Genomic DNA, 20,598 nt, shown 5'->3' on the forward strand with positions numbered 1-20,598 from the left:
TAACTCTTTTTTAGTAACAAATAATAATTTTTAAAAGCCCATCCTTATCAAAGTTCGCACTTTGACAAAAATGAGCTTTTTATTGTAAAAGTAAACACTATAAATTATATGAACTTATATGGTGTAAACTTCTATAGAATGCTTAAACTTCAAATTTATAACCAACTCCTTTTATGGTTTTAAAAAGGTCTTCGCCTATTTTTTCTCGCAGTTTTCTAATATGAACATCAATTGTTCTTCCGCCAACTACAACTTCATTTCCCCAGACTTTATCAAGTATTTCGTCTCTCTTGAAAACTTTACCTGGTTTTGAAGCTAGTAAATAAAATAATTCGAATTCTTTTCTTGGCAGCGCAATTTCTACATTGCCTTTTATGATTTTATACTCTTCACGGTTAATCTCAATTCCGCCAACATTTAGAGTATCTGTAACGACTTCTTGTTCTTTTAACCTTCTTAACAAAGCCTTTACTTTAGACACTAATAATTTAGGTTTAATTGGCTTTGTAATGTAGTCATCAGCACCTGCGTCAAAACCAGCCACTTGCGAATAATCTTCGCTTCTTGCAGTTAGGAATGTTATGATAACATTATTTAACTCAGGAATTTTTCTGATATGCTCGCAAGCTTCCATTCCATCCATTTCTGCCATCATCACGTCCATGATAATTAATTCCGGCAATTCTTTCTGAGCCTTTGCTATAGCATCTTTTCCGTTAGAAGCTGTAACAATTTGGTAGCCTTCCTGAGCGAGGTTATAGCCAACGATTTCTAAGATATCCGGTTCGTCGTCAACTAATAAAATCTTAGTTTGTGTTTTTTTCATAAATAGCAAAAATTGAGATTTTTACATCAAATATTCTTAATTATTTATCCGATGTTTTTTATTTCACAGGGTAAATATACTAACAAAAGGATCGTTAAAAATTAGTGTTAACGGTAATTTAATCTGGTAACAATTTGATAATCTATAGAACACAAAAACATAACAAGTGCGTAACATGAACTTTACAGCGCGGTTATTTCTTTGCACAAAAATAAATTAAACACAACACACTAATGAAATTCAATTTAAGATTTCTATTTATTGCATTATTTATCTGTACGATTTCGATCGCGCAAAACAAAGGTACAATTTCTGGAGTTCTAACCGACAAAGAAATGAACAATGATCCGCTGCCTTTTGCAAATGTTTTAATTAAAGGTACAAACATTAACGTAAATACTGATGTTGATGGAAAATATTCCTTAAACGTAAATCCTGGAAATTATACTCTTATTTTTAGTTTTTTAGGATACGAATCTAAAGAAGCTCCAGTTTCTGTAAAAGCAGATGAAACTGTAGTAGTCAATCAAGTACTTTCTTCTGGAAGTTTTACATTAAAAGATGTAGTGGTAAAATCAACAGCAAGTAAAGAAAAAGAAACTGCTCTTTTACTAGAACAAAAAAATGCTGTTGTAATCAAACAAAGTATTGGTGCACAGGAAATGTCGAGAAAAGGTGTAAGCGATGTCGAAGAAGGTTTAACTAAAATAACAGGAATCACTAAAGTAGACGGAAGAGGGTTATTTGTAAGAGGTTTGGAGGATCGTTACAACAGTCTTTTACTAAACGACCTGGCTATCCCATCAAACAATCCATTTAAAAAAATCATTCCTTTAGATATTTTTCCAACTGATATTGTAAGTGTTTTAGAAACATATAAAACTTTCAATACTAATTTATACGGTGATTTTGCAGGAGCTACTTTTAATATCATAACAGCTGCAACTGGAAAAAGTCAAACGAAAATTAATTTTGGAGCTGGTTACACTATCAATAATAACCTGAAAAAATTCCTTATTTCCCAAGACGCAACTTCAACAGGTGATTTTTTTGGGTTTTCTGGCAACGAAAGAGATTTACCATCTGCATTGACTAAAACTCCTAGTAACCAAACTTTGACTGCAGATCAGGCTGCGAACGGATTTGGTTCAGGGTTTGACGTTAAAAGTGATGTAGCTCCTTTAAACACAAGTTTTGGAATTACACATTCAGAAAAATTCAACTTAGGTAAAAAACAAAATGTATTTCAATATTTGGTATCCGTTAACTATGATAATAAATATCAAATTAGAAGTGGAGCCGATAGAATTTTCAATACTGCACAAGGTAACTACGACAATGATTTAGTTACAACACAATATAAGTTTATCACAAACTCATCTGTATTAGCAGGTTTAACTTATAAAACAAGCAGATTTTCTCTTACATCAAACACTATCTATCTAAAATCAACTGAAAATTTAATACAGGATCAGGTAGGTTATACGAATTCTAATGCTGCCCAAACAAATGGTTTCATTAGAATGAATCAATTGCAAGAGTCTACTTTTTTCAATACGCAATTGTTTGGTAATTATAAAATAACAGAAGATGAAAGACACACTTTAAAATCTGGTATCTCGTACTCTACAACACAATATGAGCTTCCTGACAGAAAATCTTTCAAGGGTATCAAAATGGACGACAATACAACGTCAATATCTTATACTGGTAACAGTATAACAAGACAATACCTTGATTTTAAAGGTGACGAACATGTTTCTGGTTTATTAGAATACAACTGGAAATTTGGAAATGAAGATCTAAGCAAATCTAACAAGTTTACAGCAGGATACAGTGGTTATATGAACAAAATGGGATCTGAATTTAGATTCCTGGTATCACAAAATCTAGACTCAAACAGTGCTACTTTCCCAACTAATACTCCTGATGCTACTTTAAAAGACCAAATTTTAAACAACGGTTTCACTTACAGAGAAGGGACAAACTCAACTTACAAAGCAATGTTAGAAGAGTTTATTAACGCTGGATATGTAGATTTAGCTTTAAAATTTTCTGATAAATTTGAATTAAATGTAGGTGCAAGAGCTGAACAAACCCATAGAGAAACAAAATACAAGTCAACAGGAAGTTTTGAAGATCCATATCAAAAAATAACTACTGACAAAACAGATATTTTACCCTCTATAAACACAAAATATATTATCAATGACAAATCAAACTTAAGATTTGCGGCTTCAAAAACCATTACAAGACCTGTAATTATGGAATCTTATCCTCTTGAGTTCGTAAACCCAGACGGTACTATCGAAAGAGGAAATGAATTCTTGAGTAATAGTGCGAATTATAACTTTGATTTGAAATACGAATTATTTCCAACGAGTAAGGAATTAATTTCTGCGACAGTTTTTACTAAAATGATAGATAATCCTATTGAAAGATTATTTACAAACTCAGCAGGAAGCGGCGGGCAAATCATAACATACGGTAATTCTAACAAAGCTGTACTATATGGTGCTGAATTAGAATTCTTATTCCAATTTGAAAGAATTTCAAAATCATTATCTAATTTCTCATTTGGTGCAAATGCTTCATTAATGGATACAAAAGTAACTATTGAAAAAGTTTTTGAAAACGGAGTTAACAATCCTGAAACCATTGCAGTTGATGCTAACCCATCAAGAAAACTACAGGGAGCCTCTCCTTGGATCTTAAATGCTGATCTTAGATACGATTCTGAGTTTAGTGAAAAATGGAAAAGCTCTATGACTATGGTTTACAATATCTACAGCAAAAGAATCTATGCCGTAGGTACAAATGGATTAGATAATTATTATGAAATGCCGTATGGTAAACTTGACTTCATCTGGCAAAACAAAATTTCAGACAAATTTGATGTTAAGCTTTCTGTAGATAACTTATTAAACCCGGCTTATAAAATACAAATGGGCGACAAGAGCAGAATCGAAATAACAGAAAGTGATTTAACTGTAAGAGAGTACAAAAAGGGAGTTGGTTTCTCTATGAATGTATCTTACACATTTTAAGAAACACTTAACAATTACAAAACACAAGCTTAAATAACGAGTAATGATTTGATAACATTCTCTTAAATAGATTGCAAGAGACTCAGATTAAATTTGTTGAAGATTGAAATAAATAAAACAAACACAAAACTTATGAAAAAATTAGTATTCTGCTTAGCAGTTTTAGGAAGTATCTTTACAGGATGCTCATCAAGTGACGACAATAACGATACACCGGTAAAACAACCAGTAACAGGAGAAATCTCTGCGAATATTACAGCAAATAAAACTTACGCTTACGGTAACTATACATTAAAAGGAATGATTAAAGTTAGCAGTGGTGTAACGCTTACTTTCGAGCCTGGTTGTACAATTACTTGCGATAAATCTACAGGAGAAAACGGTCTTATTATATTAAATGGAGGAAAACTAATTGCTAACGGTACAGCAGACTCTCCAATCGTTTTTACTGAAAAATCAAAAGTAGGAGGTTCTTGGGCTGGTATCATTATGTACGGCGATGCTCCAATTGTAAATTCAGCAACTGCTGCTACTCCGCAAACAGCAGTATCAGAAGATGGTTTAAACTTAACTTACGGAGGTTCAAATGCAGCTCACAATGGAGGTTCATTGAAATATGTAAGAGTTGAATACGCTGGACAAGTAATTACAAGTAACAGTAAAGAAAATAACGGATTCTCATTCTACTCTGTTGGATCAGGAACTGTATTAGATCACTTAGTTGCATACAAAGGTAACGATGATGGTTTTGAATTTTACGGAGGAACAGCAAGCTTAACAAACGCTATCTCTTACGGTAATAGTGATGATTCTTTCGACTGGCAAGATGGATGGAGAGGTCAAGAAAACACAAACTGGTATGCATACCAAACAGGTGTTGCTAACTACGGTATTGAAGTTGAATCTAAAAGTGTTGACAATGCATTCTGGCCAAAAGTTACTAACATCACTCTTAGAAGAGCTGCTGGTACAACTACAGAAGCACAAAGCGAAATTCAATTAGATGCTATCCAATTCAAAAAAGAAGGAAATGGTGACTACAGCAACATCGTAATTGATGGTTATGTTAGCCAAACTACTCCAAGTGCTTACAATGGTGGTGTGATTCAAATACAAGACAAAGCTACTTATGATCACCAAGTTGCTGCAGGAAAAATTAAATTAAACAACGTGAAAATCACTAACTCTCCTATTACATTCATTTCAGGAGTACCTGCCTCATTCACAGTAACAGCTGCTAGTTTTGTTCCTGCATCTAACTGGACAACTAGTACTACTGCTACAGGAGCTGCTTTAACTGCTGGTGCATGGGCTACAGTTGATGGCGTAAACCTATTAGCTAAACTATAAGTTCTTCACATATAAAATGTTAAAAACATCCTAATTTTTTAGGATGTTTTTTTTTGGTGTTATTTTTGTAATCTTTTTTTTGTATATTTACTTATCAAATAAACGCGATGGCAAAAAACTACTTTTATATTACATTCTTATTGGCTTTTTTCTTTACTGTAAGTGTCGCGGCACAAGACAGTAAGCAATTACCAAAAACTCAAGACGCTGCGGGTATTGAGGGACTAAGCTTGTACCCTAACCCTGTCCTTAATGGTAAAGTATATATTTCATCTAAAAATGATTTAGAGAAAGAAGTTATCGTTTTTGATATCTTAGGAAAAAAAGTATTACAAGCACATTTAACCACAAAGGAATTAAACGTTTCAGACTTAATTCCAGGTGTATACATCATAAGAATAAGTGAGCAGAATGCCTCGGCCACCCGAAAACTCATCATTCGATAAATATTTAAAGCTCCTTTGGAGCTTTTTTTAGTTTACAGTCTTAATCACGGTTCTCAGTTTTTGAGGAACTCTGAAAACTGCGACTGAAAACTGCGACTGAAAACCGAAAAACAATATCTTTGCATAAAAAAAGTTTTGATTACAACAGCCGATATATTTACGATTTCAAGCCATAAACAATTTGAAAAAACAGCACTAAAAGTGTTTCGTTTTCAACATGAAAACAATAAAGTATATCGTGATTTCTGTGATTTTCTAAAAACAGATGTGCAGCAAGTAAAATCACTGAAACAAATTCCGTTTCTACCTATTCAGTTTTTCAAAAGCCATGAAGTGATATCTAACTCAGATCCTGCCCAGGTAACTTTTACCAGCAGCGGTACAACCGGAATGGTTACAAGCCGACATTTGGTTACCGATGTTTCGCTATATGAAGAAAGCTACAGAAAAGGATTCTCCCAATTTTACGGCAATATCGAAGATTACGTTGTTTTAGCCCTTTTGCCGTCTTATTTAGAACGCGATGGATCTTCGCTTATCTATATGGTCGAAGACCTAATAAAACTATCCAATCAGCCTGAGAGCGGGTTTTATCTGCATAATCATGATGACTTAATTAAAAAGCTGACTGAATTAGATGAATCAGGGCAGAATGTAATATTAATTGGTGTTACTTACGCCTTATTAGATCTAATCGAAAAACACAAATTCAACCTTCAAAATACTATTATTATGGAAACCGGAGGAATGAAAGGAAAACGCAAGGAAATGATTCGCGAAGAACTTCATGAAATACTCTGCGAAGGTTTTGGCGTAAATGCCATTCATTCAGAATATGGAATGACTGAACTTTTGGCGCAGGCTTATTCTTTAGGCGAAGGTGTTTTCGAATGTCCGTCCTGGATGCATATTTTAGTCCGCGATCCGGAAGATGCTTTAACTTATATACAAGACGGAAAAACCGGAGGCATAAACGTTATCGATTTGGCCAATATCAATTCTTGTTCTTTTATCGCTACACAGGATTTGGGCAAAAAAAATCCCAACAACTCTTTCGAGGTATTGGGACGTTTTGATAATTCTGATATTCGCGGTTGTAACCTGATGGTACTTTAGTGTTTAATCGTTGATTTGTTTACTTTTTAATTGAGCATTCCAATTGTAATCATAATTACGAAATACAAAACTGGCAATAAACTAGTGAAACTCCAAATCAGCTTTTTTTTCCAACTATAATTTTCTTTTAAAATCAAAATTGAATTTATTATTCCATAAACAAAAGAAGATAGAACAAAAATATAATTAGATATCCAGAAAAATGATATAAAACTCCAAAATCATTAAATCTATATCTGTATTTTCCAGACATATAACCGAAAAATAATCCGATTATAAAAATTCCACATATAATTAAAGCTGTTTTTTCTAACTTATTTAATCTCATATTTTTCATAAGATTAGAAACGATTAAACAATTAACCGATTAAACAGTTAAACCACTCTTATCACAAAATAGTTTTTCTTTCCGCTTTGTAACAACACAAATTGATTGTTGATTAAATCATTTGATGTCAATACAAAATCTTCTTTGATTTTTTCTCTGTTTACAGAAATAGAATTTGCCGTTAGAGCTCTTCTTGCTTCTCCGTTTGATTTAAAGAAACCCGTTTTTTCATTTAAAACAGTAATAATATCCAATCCGTTTTCAAGATCTGCTTTTGCGATTTCTGCTTGCGGAACTCCGTCAAAAACTTCTAAAAAAGTTGCTTCATCTAATTTCTTTAAATCTTCTGCAGTAGAATTTCCAAACAAAATATTCGAAGCCTGAATTGCTTTTTCTAATTCTTCTTTGCTATGAACAAAAATCGTAATTTCTTCCGCTAATTTCTTTTGCAAAATTCTTAAATGCGGTGCCGTTTGGTGCTCAGCAATTAAAGCATCAATGGTATCTTTATCTAAAAAAGTAAAGATTTTGATATATTTTTCTGCATCAACATCAGTTGAATTAACCCAAAACTGGTAAAATTTGTAAACCGAAGTTTTATCAGCATCCAGCCAAACATTTCCACCTTCAGATTTTCCAAATTTAGATCCGTCTGCTTTTGTAATTAAAGGCGTTGTTAAAGCAAAAGCTTTTGCCCCTTCTCCACCCATTCTGCGAACTAATTCTGTACCTGTGGTGATATTCCCCCATTGGTCAGAACCTCCCATTTGCAGAACGCAATTGTTATTCTTATATAAATGGTAAAAATCGTATCCCTGAATTAACTGATATGTAAATTCTGTGAAAGACATTCCTTCACCTTCTCCGCTAAATCTTTTTTTAACAGAATCCTTCGCCATCATATAATTTACCGTAATACGTTTTCCAACTTCACGGGCAAAATCAATAAACGAGAATTCTTTCATCCAATCATAGTTATTTACCATAATTGGGGCATTTGCATCTTTTGAATTAAAGTCTAAGAAACGAGACAGAACACTTTTAATTCCGGCAACGTTTTTGGCCAAAGTTTCTTCGTTCAACAAATTTCTTTCGTCAGATTTCCCGGAAGGATCACCAATCATTCCGGTCGCACCACCCACAAGGGCAATTGGCTGATGACCAAAATTCTTTAAATGAACCAATAAAATAATCTGAACCATACTGCCTATATGCAGCGAATCTGCCGTTGGATCAAAACCAATATATGCCGCCGTTACCTCTTTTAGCAATTGCTCTTCCGTTCCTGGCATGCTATCATGGTATAAACCGCGCCACTTTAATTCTTCAACTAGATTCTTCATTTTTAAAATATTTTGCGCAAATATAATCAATGGCAATGGCAATCACAAAAAGTTATGCCACTAAGGCGCTAAGGCACAAATATTATTTAAAAACCAGGAAACTTTGCCCCTTTGTGACTTTGCGGCAAAAACTAAAAAAGTTATCTTTACAAAATGGTATTAGTAACTGGCGGAACAGGCTTAGTGGGCTCACATTTATTACTTCATTTAATTGAAAATGGAGAAAACGTTCGGGCTATTTATCGAAACGAAACCAATATTCAAAAAACAAAGCTGGTTTTTGAATTATATAAAAAAGCTGACTTATTCAATAAAATAGAATGGCTTGAAGCCGATATTTTAGATGTTCCTTCTTTAGAAATTGCCTTTACAAATATTGACTATGTATATCACTGCGCTGCCTTAATTTCGTTTGATCCTAAAGACGAAGAAAAACTCCGAAAAACAAACATTGAAGGCACGGCCAATATGGTCAATTTTTCGATTGCAAAAAACGTAAAGAAATTTTGTTTTGTAAGTTCTATTGCTGCTCTTGGAGATTTAGCCGCACATGAAACTTACATTACCGAAGAAACCGACTGGAATCCGGAAAAGCCGCACAGCGATTATGCTATTTCTAAATATGGTGCCGAAATGGAAGTCTGGCGCGCACACCAGGAAGGTCTAGATGTTATTATTGTAAATCCGGGTGTAATTTTAGGCCCGATCCCGAAAACAAAAAGCAAACAGCGAGGCAGTGCCGAATTATATACAAAAGTCGCCAACGGGCTTTCTTTTTACACGCTTGGAAGCACTGGTTTTATCGCCATTGATGATGTTGTAAAAACAACGTATCAATTAATGAAAAGCGAAATCAAAAACGAACGTTTTACCTTAATTGCTGCCAATATTGTTTTTAAAGATATTCTCGGGACTATTGCAGAAGCTTTAAACGTAAAAAAACCAAGCATTCACGCAAAACCGCTTTTAATGAATTTCCTTTGGATTGCCGATGGGATTTTCTCTACTTTATTTTTCCAAAAAAGAAGCCTTACCAAAGCAACCGCAAAAGCTTCTTATTCTAAAAATCTATATTCAAATGAAAAAATAAAAACCGCTCTGGGAACGGTTTTTCTTGATGTGCATAAATATGTAAAAGACATTTCGAAATTATAAATCTAGTTTACTTTCGGTCTTATCTTATTTTTTCCTTTTATCGAATCAACGTTAACCGGTTTTAAAGCCTTTTTAATCGAATCCTTTACAACTTCTTTTGGTTTATTTTTTGCCGCTTTCGCCGCTTTTTTCTCTTCGATTGTAACAATAGAATCTGTTGCTCTTTGAACCTTTCCTAATCGTTTTGCCACTTCATCAAACATATCCTTGTAGTTCTCGTAATCTGCCGCATAATACATATTGTTTTGTGCAAACTGCAGACTGTCTATTTTATATTTTTTCAAAATAAACTTTGTCGGGTTGGTTTCTGTAGAATCGATCAGCTCCGGATGTTGATATTTCATAGCATCAAGAAGAGACAAATCATACATAATATCAATCATTTTATCTTTCTCAATAAGTTTCGCAGGCTGCTTTACGACCTCTTTTTTACAACTTACAGAAAGAAACAAAACCAATAGTATTACAAAATAATTCTTCATTTCAGCTTTTTATCTATCAAACAATAATCGTTTTCCGGCACGGATATCTTTTACTTTAAAGTTATTGTAAACCATTTCTCCGTTTACAAAAGTGTGTGTAATTCTCGACTTAAAAGTGGTATTTTCAAATGGAGACCAGCCGCATTTATATAAAATATTATCTGAATTCACTCTCCAAGGCAGACTTGGGTTTACAATTACCAAATCAGCATAATACCCTTCTCTGATAAAACCTCTGTTTTCTATTTTAAAGATTTTAGCCGGATTGTGGCACATTTTCTCTACAATTTTCTCTACAGTTATTTTCCCTTGATGATGCGCCTCAAACATAGCTACAACAGCATGCTGTACAAGCGGTCCTCCTGAAGGTGCTTTTAAATACGATTGTAGTTTCTCTTCTTTAGTATGCGGTGCGTGGTCTGTTGCAATCACATCAATACGTCCGTCATTTAAAGCTTTCCATAGTTCGGCACGATCTTCAGCCGTTTTTACAGCCGGATTCCATTTAATGAAATTCCCTTTTGTTTTGTAATCCTCATCGGTAAACCAAAGATGATGTACACAAACCTCAGCCGTTATTTTTTTATCTTCCAGCGGAATTTTATTGGTAAACAATTCCATTTCTTTTGCAGTCGAAAGATGGAAAATATGCAGTCTCGCTCCTGTTTTCTTTGCCAGCGCCACCGCTTTTGAAGACGAAAGATAACAAGCCTCTGCACTTCTGATTAAATTATGTGCCGTTACCGGAACATCTTCACCGTATTTTTCTTTGAATTCTGCCAGATTGTTTTGAATTGTAGTTTCATCTTCGCAATGAACCGCAATTAACATCGGAGTGCTTGAAAAGATTTTTTCTAAAGTCGCTTCGTTATCAACCAGCATATTTCCTGTTGAAGAACCTAGAAAAATCTTGATTCCGGCAACATTCTTTGGATTTGTTTTTAAAACTTCTTCCAGATTATCATTGGTCGCCCCCATCATAAACGAATAATTCGCAAATGATTTTTCGGCTGCAATTTGATATTTATCTTCTAATATTTCCTGAGTAACAGCATTTGGAACCGTATTTGGCTGTTCGATGAAAGAAGTGATTCCACCTGCAACTGCCGCTCTCGATTCAGACTCGATATCGCCTTTATGCGTTAATCCCGGCTCTCTAAAATGTACCTGATCGTCAATTGCTCCCGGCATTAAATAACTTCCTTCAGCATCGATCACAATACAATTAGATGTTTTTAGACTGATGCTGTCCGCGACTTCAACAATTAAGTCGTTTTCAATCAAAACATCTCCTTCAAAAATAGATCCTTCGTTTACAATTTTTGCGTTTTTTATTAAAATCCTATTCATGTGCTGTCTTTATAATGAATTGACTAATTTTTTTAATCGAAGAGAAATAACGCCCAGAATAGCTTCTTTTATAATGGCATTACTCATTTTTGAAACTCCTTTTGTTCTGTCTGTAAAAATAATTGGGACTTCTGTTATTTCAAATTTAGCACAATAAGTTCTGTACTTCATTTCGATTTGAAACGCATATCCAACAAATTTTATTTTATTAAGATTAATTTTCTCCAAAACTTCTCTTTTATAACATACAAAACCTGCCGTTGCATCGTGAATTTTCATTCCGGTAATAAACTTAACATAAACCGATGCAAAATAAGACATTAAAACCCGGCTTAGCGGCCAGTTTACCACATTTACACCTTTAACATAACGAGATCCAATTGCCAAATCGGCACCGCCAAAATGACAAGCGTCATAGAGTTTTTCAAGATCATTTGGATTATGCGAAAAATCGGCATCCATCTCAAATATAAAATCATATTTACGTTCCAATGCCCATTTAAAACCATGAACATAAGCTGTTCCTAAACCCGATTTTTTGGCTCTTTTTTCAAGAAATAACCGATTAGGAAATTCTTCCTGTAAAGCGGCTACTTTATCAGCTGTATGATCGGGCGAATTATCGTCGATTATTAAAAGATCAAAAGGCTTATGCTGCGAAAGTACAGCTCTCACTATACTTTCTATGTTTTCAATTTCGTTATAAGTAGGAATTATGACAATACTATCATTCATTTTTTCTCGGTAATTTCACCGCAAAAGTAAACTTTTTATAGCATTCGCTTCATAATAAATACATAATAAAAGTATTGATACAAAAAATTACTAATTTTGTGACGCTATGATTGAACACCTTCATCCTCGAATTATTGAAAACAAAGACTGGGCAACTGCTTTATTTGTCCTGACCTTTGCAGTTGTTGCTATAACTAAATCTGCTTACGAAACTCGTTTTACCGAATTCAGCAAGCTTATTTTCTCAGATAAATATGCCAAGATTTATCGTGATAACAGCCACATGAAAAGCAGCTTTACAGTTGGGTTATTTTTTGTGCAGGTTATTTCGTTTGCATTTTTCATTCAGCTTACGATGAATACTTTTGGACATGCCTCAAAAACTGATTGGGTTTTGTTTATTCAGATCGCCACTTTTTTACTTTATTTTATTCTGGCAAAGTATTTAATAGAAAAAATTGTAGCAACCTCATTCAACATTGATGACTTTGTAGAGCTTTTTAATTTGCAAAAAGTTACTTACAGAACTTATATAGGCGTTTTAATCCTTCCAATTAACGCTATTTTGTTTTATTATGACAATATTCCAACGATTGTACCGCTTGCCATTATTGGTATTTCACTGTGTATCAGCCTATACTCTTATTTTATTTCAATAAAAACGTATCAAAACGTAATTATCGGTAAGTTATTTTATTTTATTTTATATCTTTGCGCTCTTGAAATAGCCCCTTATTATTTTCTTTATTATTGGATAACAAAAGGGAGTGCTTAGAAAATGTTTATAATATGAAAGTGAAAACAATTTTGGTGTCACAGCCTGAACCTAAAGTGGAGAATTCTCCTTACTTTGAGCTCCAACAAAAACACAAAATAAAAATTGATTTCAGACCATTTATTCATGTGGAAGGGGTTAGCGCAAAAGAGATTCGATTGCAAAAAATCGATCTTAATCATTACACTGCGATCATTTTAACAAGTCGAAATGCTGTAGATCATTTTTTTAGAGTGGCTGATGAAATGCGTTACAAAGTTCCAGAAGGATTGAAATATTTTTGTCAATCTGAAGCGGTAGCATTTTACCTGCAAAAGTATGTGGTATACAGAAAACGTAAAATTTACGTTGGAGCAAAAGATTTTGCAGACTTATCACCTCTTATCAAAAAGTACAAAGACGAGAAGTTCTTACTGCCAGCATCTGACCAGCTAAATGCAGATGCCCCTATTACATTAAATAGTCTAAAAGTAGATTGGGCGCAAGCTATTTTTTACAGAACCGTAATGAGCGACTTATCTGATCTTGCTGATGTTTATTATGATGTTTTAGCGTTTTTTAGTCCAACCGGAATTAAATCTTTATTTAAAAACTTCCCGGATTTCCAACAAAACAACACCAGAATTGCTGTATTTGGAAGCACAACTCAAAAAGAAGCTTTAGATCATGGTTTAAGAATTGACATTCTTGCTCCAACACCTGAAACTCCTTCTATGACAATGGCTCTGGAAAAATATATTGCAGAAGCAAACAAAGGAAAATAAACCTGACCGATAAAAAATATTTAAATTCCAAATTCCAAATTAATCACTTGGAATTTGGAATTTTTTGTTTTTAATCACATTCGTTTCTTATGGCTGAAACCACGGCTATATTTTGAATCTGATGCAAAGCTTCAATATCAAATATTAGAAATTGGGATTTTTAAAATTGGAATTTCCATTTCAATAGCATTTTAACTACATTTGATTTCTATTCTAAACCCAAATCACAATAAATAGTTTCAAATTATAAGTTATGAAAATCAACTCCCTCTTAATTGAAATTGATGGTATCGACAAAGAAATTCTTCGTTATCTGATGGATGATGCCAGAAAACCAATATTACAAATCGCCAATAAAATAGGCATCTCCGGAGCTGCAATTCATCAGAGATTAAAAAAACTGGAACAATCCGGCGTTATCTCGGGATCTAAATTTACCGTTAACCCAAAAGTTCTGGGCTATAATACCATGGCCTTTGTGGGCGTTTATCTAGACAAAGCTTCCCGAAACTCAGAAGCAGTAAAGGACCTAAAGAAAATCCCTGAAGTTCTGGAATGTCATTACACCACCGGAAACTGGTCGGTACTGATTAAAATCATCTGTCGTGATAACGAACATTTAATGCAGCTTTTAAATACTAAAATCCAAGCAATTGAAGGAGTTTCAAGAACCGAAACTTTTATTTCACTGGATCAGCAGATTGACAGGCAGATACAGCTTTAGATAATTAGATAATGTATCTATTGATAATTATTTTTAAAACAAGGGATTCGACTACACTGCTCTGACAACAAACAGCAAGATAATTACAAAACAAAACCCGACAGGTAAAATCTGTCGGGTTTGCTTAAATTCTCTAATTCTCAAATTAATTCCTTCTGCTTCCGGAATAAATTGAGATATAGTATAACAACGTTGCGATAGAGCCTAAAGCAGCGACTACATAAGTTCTTGCAGCCCATTTTAAGGCATCTTTTGCTCCAGCCTGCTCTTCTTGTGTTAACATGTGTTTATTTTCAAGCCAGGCCAATGCCCTGTTGCTTGCATCATATTCTACCGGCAGTGTTATGATCGAAAATAATGTTGTTACAGCAAAAATTATAATTCCCACTAATAACAACTGCGGAAAAGTTCTGATCATAAGAATTCCGGCCAGTAAAATCCACTGCATGAAATTTGAGGCTACGCTTACGATAGGAACTAATTTAGAACGCATCGTTAACCATTCGTACCCAATAGCATGCTGCACCGCATGTCCGCATTCGTGAGCTGCAACTGCCGCTGCTGCCGCATTTCGATGATTATAAACTGCTTCACTTAAATTAACTGTTTTATCTGACGGATTGTAATGATCTGTTAACTGACCCGGAGTCGAGATAACACGCACATCAGTAATTCCGTTATCAGCCAGCATTTTTTGAGCGATTTCTGCACCGCTCATTCCGTTTCGTAATTGCAGCTTAGAATATAATTCGAATTTACTTTTTAGTTTTGAGCTCACCATCCAGCTAAATAACATTATAGCTCCGGCAAGTATTAAATATCCACTTCCCATATTTTTACTTTTTTTGATTGAAATTTAAAGTTACGAAACAAACCGCAATTTCTGAACCAAATTCAAAAAATGTCATTTTGGCATTTTTCAGGACAACTTTTCAATCTAAAAGGTTATTTTTCAATAGCAGCGTAATTAATTCTGCGACATTTTTGGTTTTGTACTTTTGAAGAATATTTCTTCTGTGCGTTTGTACCGTCAAAAAGCTTAAAAAAAGTTCATCTGCAATTTCCTGAGTTTGTTTTCCTTTTGAAAGCAAAACAGCAATATCTTTTTCTCTTCTGCTTAAACTCGGAATAGTATCTAAATCTTCGGATAAAGGCTGGCTCACAATTGTTTTAACCTCATCACTAAAAACAATTTCTCCTTCAATCGCTTTATTAATGCAGTTTTTAAATTCCTCAAACGAAGCACTTTTTAATATATATCCACTTCCTCCATTCTGAATAAATTTCATTACTAAACTTCGTTCCGACTGACTGCTCATTCCAATAACAATTACCTGCGGATATTTCTGTTTAATAGCTTTACACAAGTCAATACCGGTTACAACAGGCAGAAAAATATCCATTAAAACCATATCTACTTCATTGCTTCCTATATAATCTAAAAGCTTTACACCAGATTGCATTTTCTCTATAATTTCAATATTTTCCAAATCAGACAGAAGTCCTGAAATACCCGAAATCACAATTGGATGGTCATCGACCACGACCATTTTATACTTTTTACTCATTTCCCTGGTTTTCGTTTATTACATTTAATTCGATATAAGCAGATGTTCCCTGATTTATTTTGCTTTCAATTTCTAATTTCCCACTCAAAAATTCTACACGGTTTTTAATATTTTTTAACCCCATTCCGTTTTTGTTTTTTGGGTCCAAAATATCAAAACCAATTCCATTATCTTCCACCGTAATAAAAAATACATCTTTGTTTTGAGAGCAGGAAACCAAAACCTGAGAGGCTTTTGCATATTTTAAAGCATTATTCAGCAACTCCTGAATAATTCTGTAAATCATGATTTCATAGTTTTTTGGCAGCCTGGATTTTTTTATCAAATATTGAAATTCGACTTTGGTAGCCGTATTTGAGTTTGCAGCGCATAAATCTCTTAAAGCGTGTTCTAAACTTAATTCCAATAAACTTTCAGGCATTAGATTCTGCGATATATTCCTAAGTTCCTTAATTGAATTATCGAGCAGCGTATCAACTCCGTTTACAGTTTCGGGATTTTCTTTTTTGGCCAGGTTTAAATGAATTTTCACACCCGAAAGCATACTTCCCAGACCGTCGTGAAGATCTCTGGCAATTCTCTTTCGCTCCATTTCCTCACCCTGAATCAATGCTTTAGAAACCGAAAGTTTATGACGATCTTCAAAAGCAGATAATTCCTGCTTAAGGTTAATTTCTTTTTGAATACTTAATTTCTTTTGGTTTTTATTAAAAATCCACAAAAACAAAACAATCAAAAACAGTATAAACGACAAACCTGCAAGAAGCACCGAATTCAAACGATTATTGTACACCAATAAAGCGGCTTTGTCATTTTGCGACTGCAGCATCGTAATTTTTTTCTCGCTCTCTGCTTTTTTATATTTTGCTTCCAGTTCTACAATTTCACTTTTAAACTTCGTGTTATTTAAACTGTCGTTTACTGCATTGTATTTATGAGAATAGTAGTAAGCCTTATCGTATTCTTTTGTGGCATTATATACTTTGGCCAACTCGTTATAATAATTCTTCCTATCTACGACAAAAGGAGTATTTTTTAAAAGATAATCTAAATTGCTTTTGGCTTTGCTGTAATTTTTCAGCTTAAAAAGCACTTCATATTCGGCAAATTTTAAACGGTTTAAAGCAATTGCATTTTGATGTTTTTCAGCAGATACAATTCCTTTTTCATAACTTTCTAAAGCGTTTGTATTTTTATTTTGTTTAGCATAATACAGCCCTTCAGAATAAAAATAAGAGTCGTTTAAGTTCGACTCGGGGAAGTTTTTTAATGTTGAAAAAGCTTTATCGAGAACTTTTTTAGCATCATAAAAATGCTGTAACTCCACTAAGTTTTCGGCATTAATAATATATGTTTCCATTTTTGACTCGGCAACTGTCGGCGATTTCTTAATTGCCCTTTCAACATATTTCTGTGCTTCACTTAAATATTCACTTGCTTTTTCACGTTCGTTATTATTCATAAAAATAATGGCGACTGCTTTATACAAACCGCTTATAAGTTCATAATCACGGCTTTTTTTTGCAGCCGGAATAGCCTCATTAATCAGCAGTTTCATGTATGCCTTTTCATTATTCTTCCGTTGCTGCATAATACCATAATTCTGTAAAATTATCGCTCGAAGCCTAAATGCTTCGGTATTATAATATTTTTTCAGCTTGTCATTTGCCTTAAGAAGTGTTTTTTCGAAACCATCTACATCGCCTTTTTCTAAAAAACTATAAGAATTATAAAAGATTCCCGCATCTTTTAAAAACGGAAATTGGTCTTTAAGTCTATTTGCCTGCTCTAAATATTCTTTTGATTTTTTAGCATCCTGAACCATCAGGTACATTTTCGATAATTTAAAACTATACAAACATTTTATACTGTCTGACTTTGTGTTTTTCGTGATTTTGGCGATACTGTCTATATAAACCGAATCATCGTCTAGAGAAAGAATAACCTGTGAATATGAAATGGCAGATAAAAATAGAGAGAGTGTTAATAAGTAGATTTTCTTCATAAAAGTGGTATTTATTCAAATTTATTAATTAAAAATCGTTTAAAAAGGAATTTTCTCGCTTTTACCTGAAATCAGGTAATACAAAATGCATTTTATCAGGTATTGCCGTCTGTTTAATAAGGGTCTAATTTTGTTATAAACGAATATTAATTATTAAAGAATTTATTATGAAATCAATTATGAAAACTCTAGCTATTGTACTGACTCTTGCTTTTACAGCGGTATCTTGCAGCAGCGACAACGACGATAATAACTCAGGAAATGCTTCAAGAGACGTAAAATATGAAGTGTCAGGAAATTACACAGGAAATCTGGATGTAACTTACACTGAAGCTGGTGGTGGTGTACTTAATGAAGACATTACTTCTCTTCCTTGGACTAAAGAATTTACAGCAGGACCAAATACTAATGGAGTAACATTGTCTATTGGAGGTCATGGCGGAAGTAAAGATCAAACGGTAACAATAAAAATCTTCGTAGGAGGTAAAGAAGTTCGAAACCTGCCTGCAACTGCAAATAGTGAGGGAATTATTGTAGCTGTTCCACAACCTTATGTTTTTGGAATGTAAGTTTTAAAATTAAATTTTAGTTTTTGGTAAAAGTAAAGCTTCGTAACATCACGAGGCTTTACTTTTTTTTTATGATTCAAACTGATGGTTGATTTCTTCAAACTTCCCGATCAGGCTGTTTATTTTTGACTGCTGCTTTTTGATTTGTTTCGGGCGAAGATAAAACCAGTTAAAAATTATCCAAAACAAAGTTATTCCATACGTGAACGCTGCGCCTAAAAGCGTCATTCTACTCGCATATTCATACATATATAAGCAAATTCCAACTGTAAGCGCAAGAAAGTAAAAAGTCATCATTTTGGTCTGTAGAAATTGTTGTTTCTTTTTAATTACAATCAAATTTTGAAGATATTCCTGATTGGTCTGTGTTGTTTCGATGTTTTTATACTGACTCAATAATTTGTTATGAGCAAACAAATAAATCATCATTGCCAAAATCGTAAAAATAATTCCAAGTTTAGTCGAAACAAATTGCGGCTGATAATATATCCAGATAAAAACAATAAATGCGCTTGTTGCAAAAAGCAAAATATTGATTATCCACAAGTTTCTTAAACCAGCTTTTTTAAACTTAGTTAATCTCGCCAGCAAGTCCTGCATATCCGGTTGACTTACGGATTGTTTTTTCCATAAATCTTTAAAATCTATATTGTTATCGTTGTCCATTTTCTTTAAATTTTTGAGTCAGTTTTTCTTTTATCCTGTGAATTTTAACCCGTACATTTGCTTCAGAAAGTCCTACAATCTTGGCGATTTCAGCTTGTTTTATATCCTCTAATTCTAATGAAATAATGATACGTTCCGTTTCCGGCAGTTCTGCAATACATTTATACAAAAACTGAATTTGCGGCTCTATTGAAGTTTGTTTTTCTTCAGAAAGATGAACTGGCAATTCTGATTTTGGAAAACGCTGTTGTTTTTCAATCTGTCTTAGGCAGTTATTAGAAGCAATCCTGAAAATCCAGGTCCCAATAGCCGATTCATTTCTAAAAGTTTCCAGTTTCTGCCACACAATTATAAAAGTTTCCTGAGCCAAATCCTGCGCAGCATCATAATCATTCATGAAACCCATGCAAAGCCTGAAAATTCTATCCCAATATGTTTTATAGATCTCTTCGAATTCCATTTTAAGATTTTATAAAAGAGTTTAACTGCGCCATATACCATTCTGTATCATCATACATTATAAAATGTAATCCTTTAGCAGCATACTGAAAATTGGCTGTTTTCAGGTTTTTATACTGGCCTTCGATTGCAGGTTTTAAATTTATAAAATAGGATTCTAATAAAATTAAGGACGAACATTTTATTGTCGAGATTTTATCTCTCAAATCTACATTAAAGAAGTCACAATACATTTCTGCAAAAGTTTTTCGGTCTGATTTCACACTCCAGCTCACTACCGTTTCCAGCTTTGAAGCATCCTGCAAAAGTCTTGGCATGGTTTGTTTCTGCATATCATAAAACTGCGTTTCGGTCATTGCGGTCATTTGCGTAACCATTGGCGAGCAGTCAATATTTTCTTTTGATTTAAAAGAAGGATCACTCAAAGCGGCCAAACAAGGCAACGCATCAACCACCACAATTTTTCCAATCAATTCCGGATAATCAGCTGCGATGGCAAGCGTCAGTCCGCCACCCATACTATGACCCACCAGTATTGGTTTTTCTATTTTATTGTCTTTAATATAATTGGCAATTTCCGTTTTCCAGTTTTCAAATGAGGGATTTGGCTGTGGTTTCACCCCGGCAAATCCGGCCATTGTAAGTGTATAGCAAGTGAAATCTTTTTCGAAAGCCGTTCTGGTTTCGTTCCAGACTTCACCTGAAGAAGCAAATCCGGGAATGAATATAATAGCTTGTTTTCCTTTTCCGGTTTTAAGAACTTCGAAAGGATATGATTTTGTTTGTGCAAAAACATTTAAACATAATGCAGAGAATAAGAATGCGATAATTAAGATGATATACTTTTTCATTTTTAATAGTTTTAAGTTGTTACTTTAATCGGATCCATG

Annotated in this window: 20 protein-coding genes; 9 read left to right on the forward strand and 11 right to left on the reverse strand. The window is 33.8% G+C overall.

What is annotated here, in order from left to right; all coding sequences use genetic code 11:
- Window positions 1–142: 142 nt before the first annotated feature.
- Complete coding sequence (locus BKM63_RS04070) at window positions 143–826, reverse strand: response regulator transcription factor (RefSeq protein WP_008465097.1); 684 nt, start codon at window positions 824–826, stop codon at window positions 143–145.
- A 233-nt stretch (window positions 827–1,059) separates the two neighbouring features.
- On the opposite strand from BKM63_RS04070, the gene BKM63_RS04075 reads away from it, so the two are divergent.
- The 4 genes from BKM63_RS04075 to BKM63_RS04090 all read left to right on the forward strand — a co-directional run bounded on the left by BKM63_RS04075 (window position 1,060) and on the right by BKM63_RS04090 (window position 6,785).
- The gene (locus tag BKM63_RS04075; protein ID WP_071635358.1) at window positions 1,060–3,873 is read left to right on the forward strand and encodes a TonB-dependent receptor; all 2,814 of its coding nucleotides are present in this window, start codon (window positions 1,060–1,062) and stop codon (window positions 3,871–3,873) included.
- Between the two features lie 132 nt (window positions 3,874–4,005).
- A complete protein-coding gene (locus BKM63_RS04080) occupies window positions 4,006–5,223 on the forward strand; it encodes a hypothetical protein (RefSeq protein ID WP_071635359.1) in 1,218 nt (405 codons plus the stop codon).
- A gap of 107 nt (window positions 5,224–5,330) precedes the next feature.
- Window positions 5,331–5,669 carry a T9SS type A sorting domain-containing protein gene (locus BKM63_RS04085; protein WP_071635360.1) on the forward strand — a complete coding sequence of 113 codons (339 nt, stop codon included), beginning with the start codon at window positions 5,331–5,333 and terminating at the stop codon, window positions 5,667–5,669.
- 135 nt (window positions 5,670–5,804) lie between these two features.
- Entirely contained in the window at window positions 5,805–6,785 is a 981-nt protein-coding gene (locus BKM63_RS04090) for an acyl transferase (protein ID WP_071635361.1), read from the forward strand.
- A gap of 375 nt (window positions 6,786–7,160) precedes the next feature.
- Here BKM63_RS04090 and tyrS read toward each other — a convergent pair whose 3' ends face one another.
- Window positions 7,161–8,456, reverse strand: a complete 1,296-nt coding sequence (tyrS, locus tag BKM63_RS04100) for a tyrosine--tRNA ligase (protein WP_071635363.1) — start codon at window positions 8,454–8,456, stop codon at window positions 7,161–7,163.
- Between the two features lie 153 nt (window positions 8,457–8,609).
- Between tyrS and BKM63_RS04105 the strand changes: the two genes are divergently transcribed.
- Window positions 8,610–9,611, forward strand: a complete 1,002-nt coding sequence (locus tag BKM63_RS04105; RefSeq protein WP_071635364.1) for an NAD-dependent epimerase/dehydratase family protein — start codon at window positions 8,610–8,612, stop codon at window positions 9,609–9,611.
- A gap of 2 nt (window positions 9,612–9,613) precedes the next feature.
- On the opposite strand, the gene BKM63_RS04110 is transcribed toward BKM63_RS04105, so the two are convergent.
- The 3 genes from BKM63_RS04110 to BKM63_RS04120 are packed head-to-tail and all read right to left on the reverse strand — an operon-like array spanning window position 9,614 to window position 12,178.
- Entirely contained in the window at window positions 9,614–10,093 is a 480-nt protein-coding gene (locus BKM63_RS04110) for a DUF4296 domain-containing protein (protein WP_071635365.1), read from the reverse strand.
- A 9-nt stretch (window positions 10,094–10,102) separates the two neighbouring features.
- A complete protein-coding gene (locus tag BKM63_RS04115; RefSeq protein ID WP_071635366.1) occupies window positions 10,103–11,443 on the reverse strand; it encodes a dihydroorotase in 1,341 nt (446 codons plus the stop codon).
- Window positions 11,444–11,452: 9 nt separating this feature from the next.
- A complete protein-coding gene (locus tag BKM63_RS04120; RefSeq protein WP_071635367.1) occupies window positions 11,453–12,178 on the reverse strand; it encodes a polyprenol monophosphomannose synthase in 726 nt (241 codons plus the stop codon).
- 106 nt (window positions 12,179–12,284) lie between these two features.
- Between BKM63_RS04120 and BKM63_RS04125 the strand changes: the two genes are divergently transcribed.
- The 3 genes from BKM63_RS04125 to BKM63_RS04135 all read left to right on the forward strand — a co-directional run bounded on the left by BKM63_RS04125 (window position 12,285) and on the right by BKM63_RS04135 (window position 14,441).
- Complete coding sequence (locus tag BKM63_RS04125; RefSeq protein WP_071635368.1) at window positions 12,285–12,953, forward strand: DUF4271 domain-containing protein; 669 nt, start codon at window positions 12,285–12,287, stop codon at window positions 12,951–12,953.
- Between the two features lie 14 nt (window positions 12,954–12,967).
- A complete protein-coding gene (locus tag BKM63_RS04130; RefSeq protein ID WP_071635369.1) occupies window positions 12,968–13,717 on the forward strand; it encodes a uroporphyrinogen-III synthase in 750 nt (249 codons plus the stop codon).
- 253 nt (window positions 13,718–13,970) lie between these two features.
- Window positions 13,971–14,441: an Lrp/AsnC family transcriptional regulator gene (locus BKM63_RS04135; protein ID WP_035681816.1), complete on the forward strand. Its 471-nt coding sequence runs from the start codon at window positions 13,971–13,973 to the stop codon at window positions 14,439–14,441.
- 145 nt (window positions 14,442–14,586) lie between these two features.
- Here BKM63_RS04135 and BKM63_RS04140 read toward each other — a convergent pair whose 3' ends face one another.
- From BKM63_RS04140 to BKM63_RS04150, 3 genes are all read right to left on the reverse strand, one after another.
- Window positions 14,587–15,273 (reverse strand): zinc metallopeptidase, encoded by a 687-nt coding sequence (locus tag BKM63_RS04140; protein WP_071635370.1) that lies wholly within the window; start codon window positions 15,271–15,273, stop codon window positions 14,587–14,589.
- A gap of 100 nt (window positions 15,274–15,373) precedes the next feature.
- Window positions 15,374–16,009: a response regulator gene (locus BKM63_RS04145; protein ID WP_071635371.1), complete on the reverse strand. Its 636-nt coding sequence runs from the start codon at window positions 16,007–16,009 to the stop codon at window positions 15,374–15,376.
- Window positions 16,002–18,014 (reverse strand): tetratricopeptide repeat-containing sensor histidine kinase, encoded by a 2,013-nt coding sequence (locus BKM63_RS04150; RefSeq protein WP_071635372.1) that lies wholly within the window; start codon window positions 18,012–18,014, stop codon window positions 16,002–16,004. Before BKM63_RS04150 ends, BKM63_RS04145 begins: the two co-directional genes overlap by 8 nt.
- Window positions 18,015–18,181: 167 nt before the next feature.
- Here BKM63_RS04150 and BKM63_RS04155 point away from each other — a divergent pair, with 167 nt between their 5' ends.
- Window positions 18,182–18,583 (forward strand): hypothetical protein, encoded by a 402-nt coding sequence (locus BKM63_RS04155; protein WP_071635373.1) that lies wholly within the window; start codon window positions 18,182–18,184, stop codon window positions 18,581–18,583.
- A gap of 69 nt (window positions 18,584–18,652) precedes the next feature.
- Here the strand turns inward: BKM63_RS04155 and BKM63_RS04160 are convergent, their stop codons facing one another.
- From BKM63_RS04160 to BKM63_RS04170, 3 genes are read right to left on the reverse strand one after another with little or no spacing between them, the layout of a single operon-like run.
- Entirely contained in the window at window positions 18,653–19,249 is a 597-nt protein-coding gene (locus BKM63_RS04160; protein ID WP_071635374.1) for a hypothetical protein, read from the reverse strand.
- Window positions 19,236–19,709 carry an RNA polymerase sigma factor gene (locus tag BKM63_RS04165; RefSeq protein ID WP_071635375.1) on the reverse strand — a complete coding sequence of 158 codons (474 nt, stop codon included), beginning with the start codon at window positions 19,707–19,709 and terminating at the stop codon, window positions 19,236–19,238. The genes BKM63_RS04160 and BKM63_RS04165 overlap by 14 nt, the downstream gene beginning before the upstream one ends.
- A gap of 1 nt (window position 19,710) precedes the next feature.
- A complete protein-coding gene (locus tag BKM63_RS04170; RefSeq protein ID WP_071635376.1) occupies window positions 19,711–20,559 on the reverse strand; it encodes an alpha/beta fold hydrolase in 849 nt (282 codons plus the stop codon).
- Between the last annotated feature and the right edge of the window lie 39 nt (window positions 20,560–20,598).

The sequence above is a fragment of the Flavobacterium johnsoniae genome, assembly GCF_001879205.1.
Lineage (GTDB): Bacteria > Bacteroidota > Bacteroidia > Flavobacteriales > Flavobacteriaceae > Flavobacterium > Flavobacterium johnsoniae_A.

Excerpts from the sequence above, each read along its gene's own strand:
- BKM63_RS04070 (WP_008465097.1), bottom strand. The coding sequence starts at position 826 with ATGAAAAAAACACAAACTAAGATTTTATTAGTTGACGACGAACCGGAT.
- BKM63_RS04075 (WP_071635358.1), top strand. The coding sequence starts at position 1,060 with ATGAAATTCAATTTAAGATTTCTATTTATTGCATTATTTATCTGTACG.
- BKM63_RS04080 (WP_071635359.1), top strand. The coding sequence starts at position 4,006 with ATGAAAAAATTAGTATTCTGCTTAGCAGTTTTAGGAAGTATCTTTACA.
- BKM63_RS04085 (WP_071635360.1), top strand. The coding sequence starts at position 5,331 with ATGGCAAAAAACTACTTTTATATTACATTCTTATTGGCTTTTTTCTTT.
- tyrS (WP_071635363.1), bottom strand. The coding sequence starts at position 8,456 with ATGAAGAATCTAGTTGAAGAATTAAAGTGGCGCGGTTTATACCATGAT.
- BKM63_RS04105 (WP_071635364.1), top strand. The coding sequence starts at position 8,610 with ATGGTATTAGTAACTGGCGGAACAGGCTTAGTGGGCTCACATTTATTA.
- BKM63_RS04110 (WP_071635365.1), bottom strand. The coding sequence starts at position 10,093 with ATGAAGAATTATTTTGTAATACTATTGGTTTTGTTTCTTTCTGTAAGT.
- BKM63_RS04115 (WP_071635366.1), bottom strand. The coding sequence starts at position 11,443 with ATGAATAGGATTTTAATAAAAAACGCAAAAATTGTAAACGAAGGATCT.
- BKM63_RS04120 (WP_071635367.1), bottom strand. The coding sequence starts at position 12,178 with ATGAATGATAGTATTGTCATAATTCCTACTTATAACGAAATTGAAAAC.
- BKM63_RS04125 (WP_071635368.1), top strand. The coding sequence starts at position 12,285 with ATGATTGAACACCTTCATCCTCGAATTATTGAAAACAAAGACTGGGCA.
- BKM63_RS04130 (WP_071635369.1), top strand. The coding sequence starts at position 12,968 with ATGAAAGTGAAAACAATTTTGGTGTCACAGCCTGAACCTAAAGTGGAG.
- BKM63_RS04135 (WP_035681816.1), top strand. The coding sequence starts at position 13,971 with ATGAAAATCAACTCCCTCTTAATTGAAATTGATGGTATCGACAAAGAA.
- BKM63_RS04140 (WP_071635370.1), bottom strand. The coding sequence starts at position 15,273 with ATGGGAAGTGGATATTTAATACTTGCCGGAGCTATAATGTTATTTAGC.
- BKM63_RS04145 (WP_071635371.1), bottom strand. The coding sequence starts at position 16,009 with ATGAGTAAAAAGTATAAAATGGTCGTGGTCGATGACCATCCAATTGTG.
- BKM63_RS04150 (WP_071635372.1), bottom strand. The coding sequence starts at position 18,014 with ATGAAGAAAATCTACTTATTAACACTCTCTCTATTTTTATCTGCCATT.
- BKM63_RS04155 (WP_071635373.1), top strand. The coding sequence starts at position 18,182 with ATGAAATCAATTATGAAAACTCTAGCTATTGTACTGACTCTTGCTTTT.
- BKM63_RS04160 (WP_071635374.1), bottom strand. The coding sequence starts at position 19,249 with ATGGACAACGATAACAATATAGATTTTAAAGATTTATGGAAAAAACAA.
- BKM63_RS04165 (WP_071635375.1), bottom strand. The coding sequence starts at position 19,709 with ATGGAATTCGAAGAGATCTATAAAACATATTGGGATAGAATTTTCAGG.
- BKM63_RS04170 (WP_071635376.1), bottom strand. The coding sequence starts at position 20,559 with ATGAAAAAGTATATCATCTTAATTATCGCATTCTTATTCTCTGCATTA.